The organism is Palleronia sp. (assembly GCF_042089775.1).
Taxonomy (GTDB): Bacteria; Pseudomonadota; Alphaproteobacteria; order Rhodobacterales; family Rhodobacteraceae; genus Palleronia.
This window is the reverse complement of record NZ_JBELKF010000057.1, coordinates 1-22,176: the sequence shown is the minus strand read 5'-3', so window position 1 is coordinate 22,176 and position 22,176 is coordinate 1. Positions and strand designations below refer to the sequence as shown.

At 64.5% G+C, this 22,176-nt stretch carries 22 protein-coding genes and 1 pseudogene; 11 read left to right on the top strand and 12 right to left on the bottom strand.

The features are described 5' to 3' along the window. Window positions 1-85 precede the first annotated feature (85 nt). From ACFDS3_RS13585 to ACFDS3_RS13540, 10 genes and pseudogenes are all read right to left on the bottom strand, one after another. Window positions 86-289: pseudogene (locus tag ACFDS3_RS13585) on the bottom strand (transposase); the annotation flags it as partial. A gap of 352 nt (window positions 290-641) precedes the next feature. Beyond that, a complete protein-coding gene (gene flbT, locus ACFDS3_RS13580) occupies window positions 642-1,046 on the bottom strand; it encodes a flagellar biosynthesis repressor FlbT (protein ID WP_375262892.1) in 405 nt (134 codons plus the stop codon). After that, window positions 1,043-1,405, bottom strand: coding sequence for a flagellar biosynthesis regulator FlaF (gene flaF / locus ACFDS3_RS13575; RefSeq protein WP_375262891.1), 363 nt, complete (start codon window positions 1,403-1,405; stop codon window positions 1,043-1,045). The genes flbT and flaF overlap by 4 nt, the downstream gene beginning before the upstream one ends. An 84-nt stretch (window positions 1,406-1,489) precedes the next feature. After that, the gene (locus ACFDS3_RS13570; RefSeq protein ID WP_375262890.1) at window positions 1,490-3,031 is read right to left on the bottom strand and encodes a flagellin; all 1,542 of its coding nucleotides are present in this window, start codon (window positions 3,029-3,031) and stop codon (window positions 1,490-1,492) included. Further along, window positions 2,976-3,608 (bottom strand): ATP-binding cassette domain-containing protein, encoded by a 633-nt coding sequence (locus ACFDS3_RS13565; RefSeq protein ID WP_375262889.1) that lies wholly within the window; start codon window positions 3,606-3,608, stop codon window positions 2,976-2,978. Before ACFDS3_RS13565 ends, ACFDS3_RS13570 begins: the two co-directional genes overlap by 56 nt. Further along, window positions 3,601-5,274 (bottom strand): ABC transporter permease, encoded by a 1,674-nt coding sequence (locus ACFDS3_RS13560; protein ID WP_375262888.1) that lies wholly within the window; start codon window positions 5,272-5,274, stop codon window positions 3,601-3,603. Before ACFDS3_RS13560 ends, ACFDS3_RS13565 begins: the two co-directional genes overlap by 8 nt. A gap of 19 nt (window positions 5,275-5,293) precedes the next feature. Continuing rightward, window positions 5,294-6,481 (bottom strand): ABC transporter substrate-binding protein, encoded by a 1,188-nt coding sequence (locus ACFDS3_RS13555; protein WP_375262887.1) that lies wholly within the window; start codon window positions 6,479-6,481, stop codon window positions 5,294-5,296. An 11-nt stretch (window positions 6,482-6,492) separates the two neighbouring features. Beyond that, a complete protein-coding gene (locus tag ACFDS3_RS13550; protein WP_375262886.1) occupies window positions 6,493-7,101 on the bottom strand; it encodes a CDP-alcohol phosphatidyltransferase family protein in 609 nt (202 codons plus the stop codon). 89 nt (window positions 7,102-7,190) lie between these two features. Beyond that, window positions 7,191-7,526 (bottom strand): hypothetical protein, encoded by a 336-nt coding sequence (locus ACFDS3_RS13545; protein ID WP_375262885.1) that lies wholly within the window; start codon window positions 7,524-7,526, stop codon window positions 7,191-7,193. After that, window positions 7,498-7,887, bottom strand: a complete 390-nt coding sequence (locus ACFDS3_RS13540; protein WP_375262884.1) for a rod-binding protein — start codon at window positions 7,885-7,887, stop codon at window positions 7,498-7,500. The genes ACFDS3_RS13545 and ACFDS3_RS13540 overlap by 29 nt, the downstream gene beginning before the upstream one ends. On the opposite strand from ACFDS3_RS13540, the gene ACFDS3_RS13535 reads away from it, so the two are divergent. Together ACFDS3_RS13535 and ACFDS3_RS13530 are read left to right on the top strand one after the other, a co-directional pair. Next, entirely contained in the window at window positions 7,858-9,162 is a 1,305-nt protein-coding gene (locus ACFDS3_RS13535; protein WP_375262883.1) for a flagellar hook-length control protein FliK, read from the top strand. The genes ACFDS3_RS13540 and ACFDS3_RS13535 overlap by 30 nt on opposite strands. Before the next feature lie 6 nt (window positions 9,163-9,168). Next, window positions 9,169-9,822, top strand: coding sequence for a flagellar hook capping FlgD N-terminal domain-containing protein (locus ACFDS3_RS13530; RefSeq protein WP_375262882.1), 654 nt, complete (start codon window positions 9,169-9,171; stop codon window positions 9,820-9,822). Here the strand turns inward: ACFDS3_RS13530 and ubiB are convergent, their stop codons facing one another. Together ubiB and ubiE are read right to left on the bottom strand one after the other, a co-directional pair. After that, on the bottom strand, window positions 9,823-11,355 hold the full coding sequence (gene ubiB, locus ACFDS3_RS13525) for a 2-polyprenylphenol 6-hydroxylase (protein ID WP_375262881.1): 1,533 nt from the start codon (window positions 11,353-11,355) through the stop codon (window positions 9,823-9,825). It abuts the gene before it with no gap. 4 nt (window positions 11,356-11,359) lie between these two features. After that, on the bottom strand, window positions 11,360-12,109 hold the full coding sequence (gene ubiE, locus ACFDS3_RS13520) for a bifunctional demethylmenaquinone methyltransferase/2-methoxy-6-polyprenyl-1,4-benzoquinol methylase UbiE (protein WP_375262880.1): 750 nt from the start codon (window positions 12,107-12,109) through the stop codon (window positions 11,360-11,362). 87 nt (window positions 12,110-12,196) lie between these two features. On the opposite strand from ubiE, the gene mutM reads away from it, so the two are divergent. From mutM to ACFDS3_RS13475, 9 genes are all read left to right on the top strand, one after another. Then, window positions 12,197-13,048, top strand: coding sequence for a bifunctional DNA-formamidopyrimidine glycosylase/DNA-(apurinic or apyrimidinic site) lyase (gene mutM, locus ACFDS3_RS13515; protein WP_375262879.1), 852 nt, complete (start codon window positions 12,197-12,199; stop codon window positions 13,046-13,048). A 62-nt stretch (window positions 13,049-13,110) separates the two neighbouring features. Continuing rightward, entirely contained in the window at window positions 13,111-13,887 is a 777-nt protein-coding gene (locus tag ACFDS3_RS13510; RefSeq protein WP_375262878.1) for an enoyl-CoA hydratase, read from the top strand. Between the two features lie 152 nt (window positions 13,888-14,039). Then, entirely contained in the window at window positions 14,040-14,303 is a 264-nt protein-coding gene (gene rpsT / locus ACFDS3_RS13505; protein ID WP_375262877.1) for a 30S ribosomal protein S20, read from the top strand. Window positions 14,304-14,796: 493 nt separating this feature from the next. After that, window positions 14,797-16,167, top strand: a complete 1,371-nt coding sequence (gene dnaA, locus ACFDS3_RS13500; protein ID WP_375262876.1) for a chromosomal replication initiator protein DnaA — start codon at window positions 14,797-14,799, stop codon at window positions 16,165-16,167. A gap of 114 nt (window positions 16,168-16,281) precedes the next feature. Next, window positions 16,282-17,400, top strand: coding sequence for a DNA polymerase III subunit beta (gene dnaN, locus ACFDS3_RS13495; protein WP_375262875.1), 1,119 nt, complete (start codon window positions 16,282-16,284; stop codon window positions 17,398-17,400). A 70-nt stretch (window positions 17,401-17,470) separates the two neighbouring features. Beyond that, entirely contained in the window at window positions 17,471-18,550 is a 1,080-nt protein-coding gene (recF, locus tag ACFDS3_RS13490; protein ID WP_375262874.1) for a DNA replication/repair protein RecF, read from the top strand. A gap of 19 nt (window positions 18,551-18,569) precedes the next feature. Next, the gene (locus ACFDS3_RS13485) at window positions 18,570-19,166 is read left to right on the top strand and encodes a LysE family translocator (protein ID WP_375262873.1); all 597 of its coding nucleotides are present in this window, start codon (window positions 18,570-18,572) and stop codon (window positions 19,164-19,166) included. Between the two features lie 78 nt (window positions 19,167-19,244). After that, a complete protein-coding gene (gene gyrB / locus ACFDS3_RS13480) occupies window positions 19,245-21,662 on the top strand; it encodes a DNA topoisomerase (ATP-hydrolyzing) subunit B (protein WP_375262872.1) in 2,418 nt (805 codons plus the stop codon). 276 nt (window positions 21,663-21,938) lie between these two features. After that, window positions 21,939-22,097, top strand: coding sequence for a hypothetical protein (locus tag ACFDS3_RS13475; RefSeq protein ID WP_375262871.1), 159 nt, complete (start codon window positions 21,939-21,941; stop codon window positions 22,095-22,097). Window positions 22,098-22,176: the final 79 nt, after the last annotated feature.

Below are 22,176 nucleotides of genomic sequence, written 5' to 3'. Positions count from 1 at the left end.
ACGCGTTATGACCGAAGCCCAAAAGTCTTCCTCTCGGCCATCGCCCTCGCCGCTATCGTCATCTTCTGGTTATGAGTCCAGAGCCTACGGCTCCCCCACCCGGCATCAGGCGACGCCAACGATACAGCTGGTTCAGAGCAACGCCATTCCGGCGCGCGACGACCGAGATGCTGGAGCCGTCCTCCAGGGTCTCCTCGACGATCCGCATCTTCCCGGCAGCAGGCCAGCGGCGCCGACGGCCGCCATCGCGGATCATCTCGTCGTCAGACATAGGCATGTGCTTAGGCATATGCCCAAGCCTCCATGACTACGCCCGAGTGTCCGGGCGAAACGGGGGCCGGTTCAGATGGTGGTGGCGCCGGAGGCGTCGTTGGCCAATGGCGTCTCCCCTGTCTACGTTGTGTGTTTAGCCGTCTGAGAAAAGACTGCGTGGCGGCTTCCATGTCACTCAGGAGACACTGGATATCCGTAAGTTTAGCGGTTCCATCTCGGGCGTGCAGTGGATGAAAAGGGCAAGAGACCATCGCCCGTGACAGTGCACTTGCTGGGCTCGAGTGGTCGAAGCTCCCGACTACAGGCTCGACACTTAATCATCCGTCAGCCAGTTGATCGCTCCTCACGTCAACCGAGCCGACAACAACTTACGCCTCCGCTATACCTAGCAGATGAGCTTCGGTCGCCAAGAGCAATCGCAGTGCCTTCAATGCCTGATACGGCTGGTTGGAGGCGATGGCATTCCGCACATCAGACAGAACCTGATGGCTTGTGGCGTCCCTGAAGGCGCTTGATAGCTCGGCAACCCCATTGAGAAGATCAGGAGCCACGTCGGACAAGTCACGATCACCAGAAAGGGCCAGCTGGGCGATATAGCAAAGCCGCCGGACCGGAGTGGTCGCTTCATCAGGATGAATGGCGTCCTTCAGGCGAAGGATGTGAGCCCCCGGCGTCATGATATTCAGTCGACCGCGGCGAGCACCGTTTTCGATCACGGCGCCGTTGATGAGCACGCGCTCGTTCGGCGCGAGCTTTAGGACGAGGCCACTCATTCCGAGCTACCCTGTTGGCGCAGCCCAGCCATGACGGTCGTGTTAATGTCGATCAGCACACTGATCTCTGCCTCTCCGCGCAGGATCTTGCTCGTATATTGGTTGGTGAATTCTGCGAGAGACAGCAAACTTGCACGCAAATCGCGCGGCAGTTCGTTTTGATCGCTGACGAGATCGGTGGCGAGGAGCGTCCAGAGGCGACGGTTCAGGTTCGCGGAGGCGGTTTTCTCGGAGAATGTTACCGCTTTCCTCATGGCGGACGTGATCCGCGCAAAGGCGTCGTATTCTTCGGATCGCGGGGTGCGGATGGCACGGGTCGACGCGCCATAGGCGTCGCGAGCAAGGAGTGCAGCGTTCACGTCGAGTCCTTTCAAGACATGCGTGGGAAAAGACTGCTCGGAAGCAGTTGGAGGGCGCCGTTCGGGCGCCCTCCACGGTTGCTATCAGCGGAACAGCGACATGACGGCGCCCGGCGCCTGGTTGGCGATCGACAGCGACTGGATGCCCAGCTGCTGCTGCGTCTGCAGCGCCTTGAGGCGAGCCGAAGCCTCTTCCATGTCGGCGTCGACCATCGAACCGATACCAGCCTTCAGGTTGTCGGTCAGCTTGCCGACGAAGTTGTTCTGGGTCTCGATCCGGTTCTGCGAGGTACCGAACTGCGCCGCGGCGTCGACCGACGTCTTGATCAGGTCGTCGATTGCGGCGAGAGCCTTTTCGCTGCCGGCGTCGGTCGTGACGTCGATTTTGGACATCTCGGCGAGGCCACCGCCGACCGTCGCGCCGGCTGCCGTGAAGGCGGCGATTCCGACGGTAAGACCATCTCCGTCAGCAGCAAAGTCCAGCACGAGGCCGGTGTTTCCATCCGCGTCGGATGTACCTACAGCAGCCGTGAGGCTCACGGCGCCGCTTCCGTTGATCTGGGCGGCAAGCGCTGCCACGACGTCCTTGGCGGTGTCGCCATCCCGAGCGACGTAGTTGTACTGACCGGCCACCGGAGGTTCGGCGCCCGCACCAGAACCGGCCGTGGCATTTCCCGCAGGGACCGTAAACGAAATGCGGTAGCCAATGCCAGCAGCCACAGTCCCGTCGGCGATCGTGAAGGTCGACAACGTAGTGGACGTGGTGCCATTGATTGCACCGGCTGTACCGGTAATGTAGTTGCCGGTAGTAGCCGCGGTGGTGCCCATTTTCTGCTGCTGGGTACCGAGGTCGGCCTTCTTGACGTCGATGTAGCTCGGGTCCACGGAGCCGTCGGCAGTGCGGTCAAGCGACGACAGGATGTTCATCGTGCCGGAGCCGGCCGTCAGCGAGTTGTTCTTCAGCAGGTTCACGCCGTTGAACTGCGCGGCGCCAACCACCGAGGAAACCTGCTCTTTCAGCGCCGAAATGTCGGCCTGGATCTTGGTCCGGTCATCCGCGTTCGACGTGCTTTGCGACTGGACGATCTTTTCCTTCATCTGCTTCAGCAGATCGGTCGTGGTTTCGGACGCATCGCGCGCAACGGCGACCGTGGATTCACCGACCGAAAGACCTTCGGAGATCTGCTTGAAGGCGCCGACGTCGGCTTCCATCGTCTTGGAGATCGCCCAGGTCGCGGCGTTGTCCGTGGCGGTGCCGACCTTCTTGCCGGTCGAGATCTGCTCCTGAACGGTGCCGAGGTCGTTGTTGATCGACTTGAGGGTCTGAAGCGCGACCATCGCGCCGTTGTTGGTCAGAATGCTGGTCATAGTTTTTCCTCTGTGATCGGGTCGCGTTATGCGCCCGCCAGTTCGCCCGTAGGGCTGTAGGTTTGGCCATTCTGACCCGGTCGCCTTCGGGGCGATGCGTCTGTTTTCGACATCCACAACCTGCGACAAAACTTCTAACGGAAGCCTAACTTCGGCGGGGCCAGAGCACGGCGGCTTCCTGGTTTTCGGCAAAAGTTTTCGCTTAATTACCGATACGTACGCAGGTTCCACCGGCTGCGGCGGCGTCGCTTGCGTCATGCGTGACAAGCACAACGGGCAGCGCAAGCTGGCGTGCGACGCGAAACACCATGTCGCGCGTGCGCGTCCTGCGTTCGGCGTCCAGCCGCGAGAACGGCTCGTCCAGGAGCAACGCCTCGGGCTCTGCCAGAAGCGTGCGCATCAACGCGATCCGCGCGCGCTGCCCGCCCGAAAGCGTCGCGGGATCGCGCGGCCCATAACCGGCGAGGCCTATCTCGGACAACGCGTGGTCGATCCGCGCCTTGCGGTCGGCAGGCCGCCCGCGCGGAAGGCCGAAGGCGAGGTTGCCGGCGACGGAAAGGTGCGGGAACAACAGGTCGTCCTGAAAGAGGATGCCGATCCGCCGACGCTCTGTCGGCAGGTTTGTGACGTCACGCCCGTTCAGAAGGATGCGGCCTTCGGCCCGGAACGCGGGGGGCAGCGTGCCGGTCAGGTAGGCGAGCAAGGTGGACTTGCCCGATCCCGAGGGGCCCATGACCGTCAGAACCTCTCCCGGCGGGACAGAGGCGTCGAGTGACAGCAGCGTCTCGCCCTCCAGCGCTAATCGGGCATGTTCGATCCGCAGGCCTTTAGCCATGCAGGCCCCTCCGGTTGCTATAGACAAGAGCTGGCAGGCCGAGGGCGAGCGCAAAGGGCATCAGCGCGGCGGCGGTCTGCGCGAGGGCGAAGGCGCCGATAACGCGGCGATCTCCGCCCGAGGACAGCGCGACGGCCTCGGTGGTGAGGGTGGCGACCCGGCCGCCGCCGATCAGCAGCGTGGGAAGGTAAAGGCCGACGCTGACCGCCACCCCGATGGCCAGCGCCGTCAAGACCGGGCCGAGAAGCATGGGCAGCCGCACCGCAAGGAGCACCCGCAGCGGCGATGCGCCAAGCCCCGCGGCAATGATCGCGTTCCGCCTGTCCCAAGCGCGCCACGGATCGCCGAGCGACAGAAAGACATAAGGCACCACGAAGACGAGATGCGCGGCGATCACCGGCAGCCGCCCCGTGTCTGCCTTGATCAACAAGAGAAACGTCTGGAGCCCCGGCAGAAAGGCCGTTTGCGGCACGAGAAGGGGCAGATACAGCAGCAAGGTCGCACGCCGGGTCATTCCGCGGCCGAATCGATGTTCAGCCTCTAGGCAGCCGATAGTCAGCACAAGCGCCGTTGATGCCGCGATGCCGGCGATCAAGAAGGTGTCGCCCGCCGCTTCGGCGATGCCGGGGGTATGGCGGCTCCAAGTCCGCATGATCACGCCCGCCGGCGCGAGATCCGGCCACCGCCAGCGCCCGGCCAAGGACCAGAGCGCCAGAAGCGCAAGGCCCAGAAGCACCGCCGCCGCACTGGGCGCCGCAAGCGGCAGTCCCGCAGCACGCAGGAGGGGGTCACCGTGGGATCGGCGCCCGCCTTCCGCCCAACGCCTCCCCTGCCGGGCCGCGATCCTTTCACCCGCGTTCCACAGGAGAAAGACGGTCGCGACGAGGAGCGCCTGCCAGATGGCGCCTGCGGCTGCGGTAAGCCGCGCCGAAAGCTCGGGCGCACCCATCCAATTCACGATCTGCACGGACAGCGTCGCAGGCGTCGTCGGTCCGAGGATCAGTGCGACATCCACGACAGACATCGAGTAGCCCAGGACGACATACACCGGCAGACGGATTTGGGCGTAGACGCTGGGAAACACCGTCTTCATCCAACCTGTCACCCGCCCGTATCCAAGACTGCGCGCAACCAGCATCGACGCCCCACCCTGTGCCTGCGGAAGCGCCGCCAGCGTCATCAGCAGGAGGAATGGAACCTCCTTGACGATCAGTCCAGCCGTCATCGTCAGCCCCCAAGGATCGCCGACGATGAAGAGGTCGGGCGGACGCTCCCACCCCGCCAGCGGCGCAACGAGGCGCATGAGCCAGCCCGACGGCGCCACGAGAAACGCAAGGCCGAAGGCCGCCGCCGCATGCGGCACCGAAAGCAGAGGCGAGAGCGCCCGCTCGACCCAGGCGAAGGCGCGCGTCCCCGACCAGCCCGCCACAATCAGCGTGACAATGCCAAGTGAACCGGCCGTGGCCATGATGCCCGTCGTCACCGACAGGCGCGATGCCTCTGCAAGGCCCGGCCACGCCAGAAGCTGACGAACAGCCGTCAGCGAGGGGCCATGGAAGCCCGCGGCAGGAAGGTGACCGAAAGCCGGGAGAAGCGCTCCCAGCAAACCTGCCGCCACCGGTCCCAGCATCGCCCCGAGCGTCAGGACGGGCAGAAACCTCAGCATCGGGCGCGCATATGCGGACTCACTCGGCGCCGTAGCGCTCGATCCACTCCGCCTCGACAGCCTGCGACCAGCTCGCGTCGGGCTCGGGCAGTGCCTCACCCAGATCCACCGGGCCAAGCGTCGCCACGCCAAGGTCGAGTTCGGCGAAAGCCTGTGCCTGCGCTTCGCTCAATTTGTCCATGTCGAGCACAGTGCCGTAGCCCAGCACATCAGGGTCCTGCGCATGAAGCTGGACCTCGGGATCGAGCAGTTCGTTCGCCACGACCATCGCCCCCGCCTCGGCGTCGGAGTTGTAGGGAATCGCAACGAAGCTGACGTTCCCGATCGTGCCATTCTCAGGAACAAAGGTGCGGACACTTTCCGGCAACTGAAGGTTTGCGATAGCGGTCGACGCCTCGGAGGGCGAAAGCGACGGGGCAATGTCGATCTCTTCGTCCGTGATGAGCTGGAACTGCGCCGGGCCGCTGGACGGATAGGCCGCGCCACCCCGCCACAGGTTCGGGGTCAGCTCTTCCAGATAGTCCCAAAGCGGCTGTGTGACCGCTTCGAAATCATGCTCCTCGACGGGATCCTGAAGAACCGACGGGTCATCGACAAGACTGACGAGAGCCTGCTTCAGGAACGTCGTGCCCAAGAAGTCGGGGGGTTGCGGAAAGGTAAATCGACCGGGATTTTCGGCGGCCCAGTCCTGCAGCGCCTTCATGCTGTCCAACGGCTCCGCGTCATCACTGTCGTACATGAAGACGAACTGGGCCTTGGCCCACGGGCTCTCCAACCCTTCGACCGACGTACCGAAATCCGCGGTGACGACCCCTTCTTCAGACACGAGGTCATAGTTCGGCAACTGAGTTGCGAAGGGGCCGAACAGGAGCCCGGCGTCTTTCATGGTCGTGAAGTTGGCCCCGTTGATCCAGATGAGATCCACTGCCCCTCCGGTATCGGTTCCGGCCTGTTTTTCGCTGAGCACGCGTGTGACGGCATCCGCCGTGTCTGTCAGCTTCACGTGTTCAAGCGTGACGCCGTACTCCTCCGCTACCCGGTCGCCCAACCAGTCGATGAAGCCGTTCGTCGCGGTCGAGCCACCCCATGCGTACCAATAGACGGTCTGGTCGCGGGCCTCCTCAAGAACTGCATCCCAATTCGACGGATCGGGTGCCGCAAGGGACGCGGTCGGCAGCACGGCTACGAGGAGGGACAGCAGACGCATGAGGGACCCTTTCAGTGCGGAAACAGGCGCCGCGCAGCGATGATCCGCAGAACGGCAGTGATGAAGCAGAGCGCGGCGAAGATGTAGGACAGCGGTGCAAAAAGGCCCGGCAAAATGCACAGGAGGACGAAGAAGATGATTGTCTCGGTGCCTTCCAGAAGCCCGTTCGAGAAGTAAAGCGTCTTTTCGCCCCGCGCATCACTCTTCATCCCGTGCTTCTCGGCGAGTATTGCGTAGCCGAGAAAGCTCGCCCCGTTGGCGTAGAAGCTTGTCAGCAGGACGGCGGCGGCAAGGGCGTTATCCACCGGAGCATGCACCGCAAAGGCCAAGGGAAAGGCGCCGTAGAAGAAAAAGTCCGCGGTGATATCGAGATAGCCGCCGAAATCGGTCTTGCGCGTCGCCCTTGCGACGGCCCCGTCGAGGCCGTCTGCAAGGCGTGAAACGAGCAAAAGCACCAGCGCGACGACGAACGCTCCGGACACCACGGCTGCGGCGCTGCACAACCCGATGCCCAGCCCAACAAGAGTTACGGCGTCCGCGGCAATGCGATGCCGCGCAAGCCATCGGCCTGCGCGGTTGAGCGGCGGGTCGATGAGACGGCGAGCGGCGGGATCAAGCACGGAGCCTCCGGGACGACTTCCCGATTGATCCTACATTGCCCAACCGGGCGCAATCGAGGCTGCCGGCTTCGGCCCCAAAGAACCGTCGCTCAGGCGCGCCGTTCGAAGCCGCCGCCGCTTTGCCCCAAGGACATGCTGCGCCCATCGGAGCCGTATGTCGTAAAGGGCTTCGCTGCGAGGATGAACGTGATCTTTTCGCGGGCAGCCTGCGCCCCTTTTAGCGCCGCAGCCAAGAGCTCAGCATTCCGCTTGGCGCGGCTCTGGACGGCGCGAACGTCGTCTGCGTCAGGCGTCTCAGTCTCCAGCTTCGCCGCCAGAACTTCCTTTCGTTCCGCAAGCGCAATCGCCGCCGCAAGATCCCCGCTCAGCAACGCTTTTCGCTCCGTATCGAGCAGGTCAATCAGCTTCTTGGATGCCCGCGACATCGGCCTTCTCCATCATCGTGCGCATGATTTGTTCGCTTAGCCCAAGGCCACCCGCCTGGACCATCTTTTCCGCGTATTGCTCTCGAAGAAGCGAAGAGAACTGTTCTTCGCCGCTGCCACCGCCGAACGCACCGCCGAGCGCTCCGATGCCAGCGCCTTTCAGCATCTCGGTAAGGAACGTCGTTTCAAGCCGTTCGGCCGTGCGCCGTATCTCGACCTGCCGCGGCACCACCGCACCGATTGGTTCGACCTGCATCTCGTCACCTCCGTTGACCTCCTGATCCGCGATTCCCGTAAAGAATTGGTAAGTATTGCCGCGCAGAGTGCCGCCATGGATGCGATTCACCTCATACTCGGCCAAAACGGCCGCCCCGGCCGAGCGGACGCCCCCCCACAACCGGCTGCAGCCGATTTCGGCGCCGCCTTCTCCCGCGCGCTCGCTGCCTTAGAGGGCAAGCACGCGGACGACGTGATCGACGACACTACGGAAGCGCCGATTGAACCGGAAGTGCCGGAAGAGGGCGAGGCCGCCCCGGAAGAGGCGACTTTAGAAGACGTGCCCGCTGAGGAACTGGAACTCGGCTTGGCCACCGCCCCCGAATCCGTGGCGGAAGAGGTTCTTCCCCTTCCGCTGGGCGAGGTGCCGGCAACGTCAGCACCCGCGGATGGCTCTGCGGAACGCGAAGTGACACCGCAATTTTCGACGCCTGCTGCACGCACGGTTTCGCAACCCGCCACACAGGCCCCCTATCCCTTCGCGCAGACAGTCGCATTGGCCCGCAGCGAACAGCAGGTTCCGCCTCGATTCGCGGAAGCGCCGGCAGTTGAGGCACCGATCAATCCCGACGCACCCCAGCAGCTGGCTGCCCAGCCCGAGGTCGTGCGCTCTTTGGCAAATAGCTTTTCCTTTCCGCCTAAATTAGTCGGAACCCTCCACCCGGGCGAGGCCGTGCAAGAAACACCGGCCGCGATCGAACTTGAGGCAGCGATTGAACCTCAGGCCGCGCCGGCAGAGAGCGACGCAGCAGACGGTGCGCCTGCGAGCCCGACCACGGCATCCAATCGACCCCCTCCGCAGATGGCATCCGGTGTAGCGTTCGACACGACCGCGACCACGGCAGTCGAAGCAAAGGTAGACGATGGTGGCACGACGCGAGCGCTGACCGAAGGAATCGGCTTCGTGTCGACAGACCCCGGACTGGCGCAGTCGCGTCCGACTTCCGTAACCACGACCGCGCCCATGATTGAGGCGCGACCGGTTCTTCATTCGATCGCCGAAGCGAGCGTCAAAGCGCAAGACGGGACCGTCGAGCTGCGTCTCTCGCCCGAGGAACTGGGGCGAGTGCGGATCAGCATGTCTCACCACGACCTCGGGCTCACGGTCGTTCTGAACGTCGAACGGGACGACACCTTGGCCCTGCTACGTCGCCACGCTTCGGAGCTTGCCGCCGCATTGCGCGAGGCGGGCCTTGGTGAGGCAAACATCCAATTCGCCGACCGTGAGCAACCGTCTTCCCAAGATCCCCAGCGACGAACGCCTGGCCGGATGTTCGGCGTGCTCTCTGAATCCGGCACCGGGGTCGAGCGCCCCACCCTCCGCCCGTCCGGGGACGGCGCGCTCGACATCAGAATGTGAGGACACATGGATATCGCTTCTACCACCACCCAGACGCTCCAGCCTTCAACCACCATAAAGGCGGCGGACACCAAGGCGATCAGTTCCGACTTCGAGACGTTCCTGAAGCTGCTGACGACGCAGATCAGCAATCAGGATCCGATGGATCCCATGAAAGCCGAAGAGTTCGCGGTTCAGCTGGCCACGTTTTCGAGCGTTGAGCAGCAGGTGAAGACGAACGAGCTCCTGACCCAGATGACGTCGACTGGGGGCGAGTTCGCTGCCTACACCTCATGGATCGGTCGCGAGGTGCAGGCGACGACGGCGCTCGCGTTCAACGGCAGCACCATCGAGCTGGCGCCCGCTCCGGCCACCCGGGGCGAGGTTCATCAGCTGGTGGTACGCGCCGAAAGCGGCGACGAGGTCGACAGGATCACCATCGACGGCGCCGGAGCGCCGGTATACTGGACCGGCCTGACTGCGGCCGGAGCTGCGCCGTTTGGCTCTTATTCCTTCGAGGTCGAGAGCTTCACGAACAACGAACTGATCGGGGTGGAACCTGTGGCTGGCTATGCCAGGGTCACGGAAGTCCAGCGCACGCCAGACGGCGCGACGCTGGTTCTGGAGGGAGGCGGAAAGATCGCCGCCGCCGATATCGCGGCCGTGCGGGATCCCGGCTAATCAGATCGAAAGGATCCCCAGGACCAGCAGAGCCGTGAAACCCGACGACAGCAGCGCCGCGACGAGTGGGCGCGAGTACAGGGACTGCTTCGGCTCTACCTCCACCTCGAAGTCCTGTTCAACCAGCGCCTTCTGAGCCAGCTGCGGCAACCTCGGACCAAAGCGGGCGAGAACGATTGCAGTCCGGGTCAAGTCGCGCAGGAACGACTTCGGACCAATATTGTCGCGAATGTAATCCTCGACGATCGGCTGCGCGACTTCCCAGATGTTGATCTGCGGGTAGAGCGACCGGGACACTCCCTCAACCACCACCATCGTGCGCTGTAGAAGGATCAACTCGGTCCGCGTCTCCATGCCGAAGCGTTCGGTCACTTCAAAGAGGTAGTGCAGAAGGCGCCCCATGGAGATGCGTGTCGCATCCATGCCGAAGATCGGTTCGCCCACCGCTCTCAGTGCGCGGGCGAACTCGTCCACGTCACGGTCGGGGGGCACGTAGCCGGCCTCGAAGTGGACCTCGGCGACGCGGTGGTAGTCCTTGCGAATGAAACCGAACAGGATCTCGGCATAAACCCGACGCGTATATGCGTCGAGCCGCCCCATGATCCCGAAGTCGAGCGCCACAATGTCCCCGTTCCGCGCGATCTTCAGGTTTCCCTGGTGCATGTCGGCGTGGAAGAAACCGTCGCGCAGCGCGTGGCTGAGAAACAGCCGAAGGACCCGCTCGCCCAGCGCCTTGCGGTCGTGACCCGCCGCCTCGATCGCCTCGATGTCATTCGCGGAGATGCCGTCGGCCCATTCCAGCGTCATCACACGGCGGGACGACAGGAACCAGTGCACCTGCGGCACGCGAAAGCCCTCGTCCTTCTGGGTGTTGGCCGAGAACTCGGCCGATGAGGAAGTCTCCAGCCGCAGGTCGAGCTCGCCACGAACAACCCCGTCGAAGTGCCGGATCACGTCCATCGGCCGAAGGCGCCGTGCCCCGGGAGCGAGCAGCGAAGCCAGCCGCGCGGCGAGGTAGAAGGCGTCCACGTCCTTGCGGAACGCCCTCTCGATACCCGGCCGCAGCACTTTCACAGCGACCTCCTGCCCGGTCTCGCGAATGCGGGCATGGTGGACTTGCGCGATCGAGGCTGCGGCGACAGGCTCGGAGAAATCCTCGAACACGGCTTCGGGGTCGATTTCGAGCTCGGCCCTGATCGTTGCCAGCGCCTCGTTGCGCGGGAAGGGCGGCAACTTGTCCTGCAGCATCCGCAGTTGAAGAGCCACCTCGCTTCCGACCACATCGGGGCGGGTCGACAGAACCTGCCCGAACTTGATGTAGGCCGGCCCGAGCGCCGTGATCGCGCGCGTCGCCGGCGGCAGGTTCGGGTCGCCCTTGTAGCCCAGCCACTTGAACGGCCAACCAAGGGCCCGCGCGGCGATCCGCAGGGACCGCGGGGCGCCGAAGGCATCGAGCACCACCGTCATTGCGCCCGTCCGCTCCAGCGTTGCACCAGTGCGGATCAGGCGCCAGATGTTATGGGGACCTCTCAACGGCTCAGATCTTCCAGCCCGAGTGCAGAGCCGCGATGCCCATCGAGAGGTTGCGATATCGCACCTGCTCGAACCCGGCGTCTCGGATCATGCCGGCAAACGTCTCCTGATCGGGAAAACGGCGGATCGATTCCACGAGGTACTGATACGACGCCCGATCCCGCGCGATCGCCTGACCCATCCGCGGGATCACGTTGAAGGAATAGAGGTCATAGGCCTTCTGCATCATGTCGTTCGGGATCTGGCTGAATTCCAGCACCATGAGGCGCCCGCCCGGCTTCAACACCCGATACGCCTCGGACAGCGCGTCCTGAATCCGCGTGACGTTCCGGATGCCGAACGAGATCGTGTAGACATCGAAGCTGCGATCCTCGAACGGCAGCGCCATCGCATCGCCCACGACCCAGTCCAGCCGGTCGCCGAGGCTTTCGGCCTCGGCCCGTTCACGCCCGGCGTCCAGCATCGAGTCGGTCAGGTCGAGCACCGTGGCCATGGCAGACGGCGCGCGCTTGAGGAATCGGAAGGCGACATCGCCCGTCCCGCCCGCGACGTCGAGCAGCCTCTGCCCCGCGCGCGGGGCCAGCCAGTCCATCATCGCGTCCTTCCAGAGGCGGTGTATTCCCAGGCTCATCACGTCGTTCATCACGTCATAGCGGGAGGCGACCGAGGTGAAGACGCCGCGCACACGCCCGGCCTTCTCGGCCTCGGGGATAGTTTCGTATCCGAAATGGGTGGTGTCGTCGCTGTCGGCCATGAGCTCTTGCGGTCCTTCGTGTTTCCGACTCCTTATAGGCCCCTGCCCCGCGCTTACAATGAATCGCCCGATCACGAGAGGGATGGAATGCCCGAATTGCCCGAAGTCGAGACGGTTCGTCGCGGGCTGTCCCCGGCGATGGAGGGCCGCGTGATCTCCCGCGCCGAGATCCGCCGCCCCGACCTGCGCTGGCCTTTCCCCGAGCGGATGGCCGAACGGCTGGAGGGGGCACGGATCACGCATCTGGGGCGGCGGTCGAAATACCTGCTGCTGACGCTCGACCGGGGCGAGACGCTGATCGTCCACCTCGGCATGTCGGGGCGGATGCTGATCGAGGGTGCGCAGACGGCGGCCTACCGCATCGAACACGCCGCGCCGCAAAAGCACGATCACGTCGTCCTTCACCTGGACGACGGCGCGCGGATCACGTTCAACGACCCGAGGCGCTTCGGGACGATGGATCTCGCGCCGTCGGATTCGATCGATTCGCACTGGCTTCTGGCCAAGCTCGGCCCCGAACCATTGGGCAACGGATTCGACGAATCGCACCTCGTGGCGGCCTTCCGGGGGCGGAACACGCCGGTAAAGTCCGCGCTGCTGGACCAGCGCATCGTCGCGGGCCTCGGCAACATCTACGTCTGCGAAGCGCTCCACCTGGCCGGGATCTCGCCCCGGCGAAAGGCGGGGCAGATCGCCACTCCACGTGTCCGTGCCCTCGTCCCCGCGATCCGGGAAACGCTCGCGAAGGCCATCGAGGCCGGCGGTTCGTCCTTGCGGAACTACCGTCAGGCGGACGGGGCACTCGGGTATTTCCAGCACAGCTTCCGGGTGTACGACCGCGAGGGCGGCCCCTGCGTCACCCCCGGCTGCCCCGGCACGATCCGCCGGATCGTCCAGTCGGGACGGTCGAGCTTCTACTGCGCCACCTGTCAAAGATAACTTGATCAGGCGGACCGGCTTGATAAGGCTCGGTCCCTGACGCTCACAACGAAAGCGGGGCCATGGCCTTCAAGACCATTGTCGTCGAAACCGAGGATCACATCGCGCTGATCCGTCTGAACCGCCCGGACGCCATGAATGCGCTGAACGCGCAGCTTCTCGGCGAACTGGCACAAGCCGTTTCCGAGGCGGAGGCCAACGAGAAGGTCCGCGCCATCATCATCACCGGGTCGGAAAAAGCGTTTGCCGCAGGTGCCGACATCAAGGAGATGTCCGAGCGCAGCTTCGTCGACGTGTTCATGGGCGACATGTTCGCCCGAGACGTCGGCGTGATCGAACGCTGCCGCAAGCCGATCATCGCGGCCGTGGCGGGTTACGCCCTTGGCGGCGGATGCGAACTGGCGCTGATGTGCGACTTCATCATCGCGGCCGACAGCGCCAAGTTCGGTCAGCCCGAGATCAACCTGGGCGTCGTCGCCGGCATCGGGGGCACGCAGCGCCTGACCCGCCTCGTGGGCAAGTCCAAGGCGATGGAGATGCACCTCACGGGGCGCTTCATGGACGCGGAAGAGGCCGAACGCTCGGGCCTCGTCAGCCGCGTGGTGCCGGCCAAGAAACTGATGGACGAGGCCATGTCCGCCGCCCAGAAGATCTCGGAAAAGAGCCAGATTGCGGTGATGGCGGTCAAGGAGGCGGTCAACCGTTCTTACGAGACAACGCTGGCCGAGGGCATCCTGCACGAACGCCGCCTGTTCCACGCCCTCTTTGCGACCGAGGACCAGAAAGAGGGAATGGCCGCCTTCCTCGAGAAGCGTGAGGCGCAGTTCCGCGACCGCTAGGTCTTTACCGGTCGCCCCACATCGTGTAGAGGCGCCCGATACATGCGCGTGAGGCCCGCTTGGCCGGACGTCCCGGTTTTCCGAACCCGGGCTCTCGGGTCTTTCCGCGCGACCATATTTTTGACGACCCGAGAAAGAGAAAGTCCGAAGCCATGGCGAACACTGCCCAGTCCAAGAAGCGCGCACGCCAGAACGAGCGCCGCTACGAGATCAACAAGGCCCGCCGGTCGCGCATCCGCACCTTCCTGCGCCGCGTCGAAGAGGCGATCGCCTCGGGCGACCAGGCCGCTGCCAAGGAAGCCCTCCAGAGCGCCCAGCCCGAGCTGATGCGTGGCGTGTCGAAGGGCATCGTTCACAAGAACACTGCTGCGCGGAAAATGTCGCGCCTGACGCACCGCGTGAAGTCGCTCGGCTGAAGCCTTCGCCTTCTCGGCAACATCGAAAAGCGCGCCCATGACGGGCGCGCTTTTTGTTTTCAGGGGGTTGCCGCGAAGGTCGCCGAGACCGACCCAGAGGCCCCGCGATTCCTTTTGGGCAAAAGCCGAGTCAACGGGTTTGTCCATCTTGTGCCCGGGTCGGGCCCGTCGCTATGGTCCTCTGGCGATTCATTGCTGGGGGATGACGGAGGCCGGGACAGGGCGCGAAATCGTTGCGAACGAACGCGAGACGCCCTTACCAGACGCGTATAAGCCGGTGCGAATCCGGCGCAGCGGTGCCTTCATGTCCGAATAGTCAAAGGCCGAACGACCGGCGGGCTGCCACCCGTCCTGCTTCGGTGTGCCATGCGTCCGTCTCGACGCCGCCAACCCGCTTTTGCGGGGCGGAGGGGTCGTTTCGGCGTCCTCCGGCCGAATTGCGTGGAACGACCGCCTTTGGGGAGGCGGGCATGATCGGCAGTGGTGGGATTAAATGACGAACGAAAACTGGGGCGCAATCAGGCAGGAACTCAAGAAGAAGGTCGGGCACAACAACTACGTCACCTGGATCGAGCCGCTGCGCTTCGAGGACCTCGACTCCGGTGTGATGACCTTCACGGTGCAGTCGAACTTCATGGGTAACTGGGTCGATCGCTACTTCCGCGAAGCGATCCTGGGCGAGGCAGGCGCCCACGGGCTGGACGTCTCGCGTCTGCGCTTTGTGGTGCGCAAGGCGGTCGAGGACGAGGCAGAAGCACCCCAGCCTCAGCAATCACCGGCTGCAGCGGCGCCCAAGGGGCGCGTACGTCCCGTGACCGCGTCGGATTCGATCCGGCTCGACGCGAACCAGACCTTCGACACCTTCGTGGTCGGAAAGCCGAACGAACTGGCCCACGCCGCCGCGCGCCGCGTGGCCGACGGGGGCGAAGTCTCCTTCAACCCGCTGTTCCTCTATGGCGGCGTGGGCTTGGGCAAGACGCACCTGATGCACGCCATCGCGTGGGAGCTTCAGGCCCGCGATCCGTCCGCCAAGGTGCTCTACATCTCGGCAGAGGTCTTCATGCACCGCTTCGTGCAGGCCCTGCGCGAAAAGGACATGGTTGGCTTCAAGGAGCTGTTCCGCTCGGTCGACGTGCTGATGGTGGACGACATCAAGTTCATCGCCGGCAAGGAAAGCACGCAGGAAGAGTTCTTCCACACCTTCAACGCGCTGGTCGACCAGAAGAAGCAGATTGTCCTGTCGGCCGACAGCGCTCCCGGTGACATCGACGGGCTGGAGAAGCGGATCGTTAGCCGGCTGAACTCCGGCCTCGTGATCGACATCCACCCGACCAGCTACGAACTGCGCCTTGGCATCCTGCAGCGCAAGTTCGACCTCTTCGCCAAGCAGTTCCCGGGCGCCTACATCGCCGACGGCGTGATGGAATTCCTGGCTCTGCGGATCACTCAGAACGTCCGAGAGCTTGAAGGTGCGATGACGCGGCTTTTCGCGCATTCGTCCTTCCTCGGGCGCGAGGTCGACGTGCCGATGGCGCAGGAATTCCTGCACGACCTCCTCAAGGAGGCGGACCGCAAGGTCACCATCGACGAGATCCAGCGCACCGTGGCCGATCACTACATGATCCGCATCTCGGACCTCTTGGGCCACAAGCGCAACCGTGTCTACGCGCGCCCCCGGCAGGTGGCGATGTACCTGTCCAAGTCGCTGACCAACCGGTCGCTCCCCGAGATCGGGCGCAAGTTCAACGGCCGCGACCACACCACGATCATGTACGGCGTGCGGCGTGTCGAGGACCTGATGGGGCAGGACGGAAGCCTTGCCGAGGACGTCGAACTGCTCCGCCGGGCGCTGACCACGCGCTGAGCGTGCAAACCATGTCCGATCGGCCACGATCGGGCGGATTCCCGTGAAAAGACGGTTGCGCCATGCGCCCGAGCGGCTAGCGTGGCGCTCCCGAGGCTTTCGGTGGAGAGAGAGATGAAGATCAGCATCGAGCGTGGCGCGCTTCTTCGTGCGGTCGCGCGGGCGCAGTCGGTGGTCGAGCGTCGGAATACCATTCCGATCCTGGCCAACGTGCTGATCGAGGCCGAGGGCGACGAGGCCCAGTTCCGCGCGACGGACCTCGACATCGAGGTCGTGGACAAGGCACCCGCCAAGGTCGAGCGCGCAGGTGCTACGACCGTGAACGCCGTCGTCTTTCACGAGATCGTCCGCAAGCTGCCCGACGGCGCGCTGGTCAACCTGACCGACGACGGCGCAAGCGGGCGCCTGACGGTCGAGGCGGGCCGCTCGAACTTCGCACTCGCGACCCTGCCCCGGCAGGACTTCCCGGTGATGGCGAATACCGAATACTCGGCCAATTTCAACGCACCCGCCCCCGTGCTGCGCCGCCTTTTCGACAAGTCGAAATTCGCCATTTCGACCGAAGAGACGCGCTACTACCTGAACGGCGTCTACATGCATGTCGCAGAGGCCCAGTCAGGTCGTGTCCTGCGCTGCGTCGCCACGGACGGACACCGGCTGGCCCGCATCGACGCCGGCCTGCCCGACGGGGCCGAGACCATGCCGGGCGTGATCGTCCCGCGCAAGGCGGTGAACGAGTTGCGCAAGCTCCTGGAAGATGACGACATGGAGATCGCCGTGTCTGTCAGCGAAACCAAGGTACGTTTCGCCACGCCCGAGATTACGCTGACCTCGAAGGTGATCGACGGAACTTTCCCCGACTACACGCGCGTCATCCCGACGAACAACCAGAAGCGGCTCGAGGTCGACGCGAGCGATTTCGCCAAGGCCGTGGACCGTGTCGCCACCGTGTCGAGCGAACGCTCCCGCGCGGTGAAGATGCAGCTCGACGAAGACCGGCTGATCCTGTCGGTCAACGCACCCGACGCGGGCAACGCCGAGGAAGAGCTGGTCGTCGCCTATTCCGACGAGAAGCTCGAGATCGGCTTCAACGCAAAATACCTGCTCGAGATCGCGAGCCAGGTGGACCGCGAGAACGCGGTGTTCCTGTTCAATTCCTCGGGGGACCCCACGCTCATGCGCGAGGGATCGGACGACAGCGCCGTCTATGTCGTGATGCCGATGCGCGTGTGACGGCACGCCGGACCGAGGGTTTCGCCCCCGGACCCTCCGCCTTTCGGCAAGACAAAGGGACGGCCCGCGGATGTACCTGACGCGGATCGAGCTTTCGCATTTCCGCTCGCACCGGCGGACGGTGGTCGATCTCGACCCCCGCCCCGTCGCGATTCATGGGCCGAACGGGGCGGGCAAGACCAACCTGATCGAGGCAGTGTCGATGCTGTCGCCCGGTCGCGGATTGCGGCGTGCGGCGGCTGACGAAATGATGCGCCAACCCGAGGCCCTGGGCTGGCGCATCGGAGCCGAGCTGCGGCGGGGAGAGGCGCTTCACGAAATCGACACGCGGGTCGAACCCGATCACGGCCGCGCCGTGCGCATCGACGGGAAGGCGGTGCCGCAATCCGCGCTCGGGCAGCTTTGTCGGGTGCTGTGGCTTGTGCCGTCGATGGACCGCCTCTGGATCGAGGGGGCCGACGGCCGGCGACGTTTCCTCGACCGCGTGACGCTGTCCTTCCTGCCCGGCCATGCCGAAGCGAGCCTCGCTTACGAAAAGGCGATGCGCGAGCGCAACCGGATGCTCAAGGACCAGGTGCGCGATCCGGGCTGGTATCGCGCCGTCGAGGCGCAGATGGCCGACGCCGGCGCCGATATCGTGGCAGGCCGCGCCCAAGCCGTCGCCCGGCTTTCCGCGGCGCAGAAAAACGCCGGGACCTCGTTCCCCGTCTCCGACCTGTCGATAGACGATCCCGAAGATGCGCCGTCCTTCTCTCTCGAGGCGCTGGAACAAAGCCGTCCGCGCGATATGGCGGCGGGGCGCACGCTGGTCGGGCCGCACCGCGCAGATCTGCGCGCGACCTATCGCGACAAGGGGGTGCCGGCGGCGCAGTGTTCGACCGGCGAGCAGAAGGCGCTGCTCGTCTCGCTGATCCTCGCCAACGCGCGGGCGATCCGGGACGAGATCGGCGCCCCGCCCTTGCTGCTGCTGGACGAGATTGCCGCGCATCTCGATGCAGGCCGGCGCGCGGCGCTCTATGACGAGGTCGAGGCGCTCGGCGCGCAGGCCTGGATGACCGGCACGGGTGCCGAGCTGTTCGTCGAACTCGGCGATCGCGCGCGGCATATCGAGGTGACCGAGGTCGGCGGGATCAGCAGGATCACGGGATGACCTCTCTCCCGCCGATCTAATGCTCTATGCTGCTGGCCTGTTCGCGCTGTTTCTGACGCCGGGGCCAGTGTGGGTCGCGCTTATGGCGCGCACCCTGTCCGGCGGGTTCGGCGCAGCTTGGCCTCTTGCCGCCGGGGTGGTCGTGGGGGACGTGCTCTGGCCGCTTCTTGCGATCCTTGGCGTGGGCTGGCTCGTCTCGGTCTACGGAGCCGTCCTGTCCGTGCTGAAATGGGTAGCGAGCCTCGTCTTCATTGTCATGGGCGCGGCGATCCTGCGCCACCGCGATGCCGACCTCGCCTCCGACAGCCGCCTGACACAACCGGGCCGCTGGTCCGGCTTCGTCGCGGGCCTCGCCGTGATCCTTGGCAACCCGAAGGCCATCCTGTTCTACGCGGGGATGCTGCCGGGGTTTTTCGAAATCGGCGCGCTCTCGGCATGGGACATCGCGGCGATCTGCGCCCTGTCCGCCGCCGTGCCCTTGGTCGGCAATCTGGTTCTCGCGGCCAGCGTCGGGCGCGCGCGGCGGCTTCTCGCCTCGCCCCGCGCCGTTCGCCGGACGAATACCGGCGCTGCTCTGCTCCTGATCGGCGTGGGGGTCGCAATCCCCTTCCTGTGATACCATGTTTAGGGCATCGGCGTGACATTCCCCCCAAGTCCAAGTAGAAACGGCGGGCAAAACAGGACGCAGGCGGACATGGCTGAGAGCACTCTTCAAACCGAAGAATACGGCGCGAATTCCATCAAGGTTCTCAAGGGCCTGGAAGCGGTGCGCAAGCGCCCCGGCATGTATATCGGCGATACGGATGACGGCTCGGGCCTGCATCACATGGTCTACGAGGTCGTCGACAACGGCATCGACGAGGCGCTTGCAGGTCACGCCGATCGCGTGGTCGTAACGCTTCACGCCGATGACAGCGTCAGCGTCCGCGACAACGGCCGCGGCATTCCGACGGACATTCACCAGGAAGAGGGCGTCAGCGCGGCCGAGGTCATCATGACCCAGCTTCATGCTGGCGGGAAGTTCGACCAGAACAGCTACAAGGTGTCGGGCGGTCTGCACGGCGTGGGCGTTTCAGTGGTGAACGCGCTGTCCGACTGGCTGGATCTGCGCATCTGGCGCAACGGCAAGGAGCACCACGCCCGCTTCGAGCGGGGCGAGACGGTCAAGCACCTGGAGGTCGTGGGCGACGCCAATGGCGAGCAGGGCACCGAGGTCCGCTTCCTCGCCTCGACAAGCACGTTCAGCAACCTCGACTACGTCTTTAAGACGCTCGAGACGCGCCTGCGCGAACTGGCATTCCTGAACTCGGGCGTGCGCATCATCATCCGCGACGAGCGGCCGACCGAGCCGATCGAGGTCGAGCTGTTCTATGAAGGCGGCGTGCGCGAGTTCGTGAAGTATCTCGACCGCTCCAGGACCCCCCTGATCCCCGAGCCAATCTTCTTCACGGGCGAGCGCGACGGGATCACCGTCGAGGTCGCGATGTGGTGGAACGACGGCTACAGCGAGATGGTGCTGCCCTTCACCAACAACATCCCGCAGCGGGACGGCGGCACGCACATGGCCGGCTTCCGCGGCGCGCTGACCCGAACGCTCAACATCTATGCCGGCCAGTCCGGCGTCGCCCGCAAGGAGAAGGTGAACTTCACCGGCGACGACGCGCGCGAGGGCCTGACGGCGGTGCTGTCGGTCAAGGTGCCGGACCCGAAATTCTCGAGCCAGACCAAGGACAAGCTTGTCTCGTCCGAGGTGCGGCCCGCGGTCGAAAGCCTGATGAACGAGAAGCTCGCCGAGTGGTTCGAGGAGAACCCGCAAGAAGCGCGCCAGATCGTCACCAAGATCGTCGAGGCCGCGCTGGCCCGCGAGGCGGCCCGCAAGGCGCGCGAGATGACGCGCAAGAAATCGACGCTTGACGTGGCGAACCTGCCCGGCAAGCTGGCAGACTGCCAGACCAAGGACCCCGCCCAGCGAGAAGTCTTCCTCGTCGAGGGTGACTCGGCCGGTGGATCGGCAAAGCAGGGCCGCGCGCGATTCAATCAGGCGGTTCTTCCCCTGCGCGGCAAGATTCTGAACGTCGAGCGCGCGCGCTTTGACCGGATGCTGTCGAGCCAGGAGATCGGGACGCTCATCACCGCCTTCGGGACAGGGATCGGGCGCGACGAGTTCGACATCTCGAAGCTGCGCTACCACAAGATCATCATCATGACGGACGCGGACGTCGACGGCGCGCACATTCGCACGCTGCTGCTGACGTTCTTCTTCCGCCAGATGCCCGAGATCATCGAGGGCGGGTACCTCTACATTGCGCAGCCGCCGCTGTACAAAGTGATGCGCGGCAAGTCCGAGGTCTACCTGAAAGACGAGCCGAGTCTCGAGGACTACCTGATCCAGCAGGGCGCCGAAGGCGCCGTGCTGCGCCTGACGAACGGTGACGAGATTGCGGGGCAGGATCTGCTGCGGGTGATCGAAGAGGCCCGCAAGGTGCGACGGATCCTCAAGCAGTTTCCGACCCACTACAGCCAGAAGATCCTCGAGCAAGCCGCCATCGCCGGCGCCTTTGCCGTGGGCGAAGTGGATGCCGACCTGCAGGCAGTGGCGGACCGCATCGCGCAGCGGCTGGACCAGATCGCGCTGGAGTACGAGACGGGCTGGAACGGCCGCATCACGCAGGACCACGGCATCCGTCTCAGCCGCGTTCTGCGCGGTGTGGAAGAGCTTCGCACGCTCGACGGCGCCGTCCTGCGCTCGGGCGAGTCCCGACGACTGGGCGCCGAGACCGAAGCCTTGCGCAACGTCTATACCGACCCCGCCTATCTTGTGCGCAAGGAGCGCGAGCAGGTCATCCACGGACCGCTGGACCTTCTGGACGCGATCACCGACGAGGGCGAGCGCGGCTTGACCCTGCAGCGCTACAAGGGTCTGGGCGAGATGAACCCCGACCAGCTGTGGGAAACGACCCTCGACCCTGAGGCCCGCACGCTTCTGCAGGTGAAGGTCGAGGATGTGTCCGAGGCGGACGACATCTTCACCAAGCTGATGGGCGACGTGGTCGAACCGCGGCGTGACTTCATCCGCTCCAATGCGCTGTCGGTCGAGAACCTCGATACCTGACGAGCTGTAGGATTGCGTGTTATCGTGCGTGATCCCCAAAGGTTTGCGCGATTTTCCCAATGACTTGCGCATGCGTTTCGGGACTTGTCGATTACATGACTCGCGAGGCAGATCCACGTCCAAGCCCAAATGAACTCGCAGCGGTCGACCGGCAGGGTTGGCCGTCACGATGGTCACCGGTAAGCCGCACCTACGATCTGGGAGGACCAATTTAAGCGATGAGCTTAACCGGTGATGTGATTGGTCGTGTTATGATGAGGATTAGGAGGAGTGATCGTGCCGGATGCGATCACGACGGAGGTCCTTGTTGCCTTCGGTCTTATCGGAATGAGCGTTCTCGTCATCATCGGTGGGATAGCGAAGATGCGGGCGCCTAAAGAGAAGCAAAGAGAGATCGATACCGAGGCCGCAGTGCAATCGGCTCCTCACGCATGACCTGAGCCCCGTTTCTTCCTCCATGTTTGAGGTAGAGTCCGCTCCAACGAGGAGACGGACAATGAAGAGATCAAGGTTC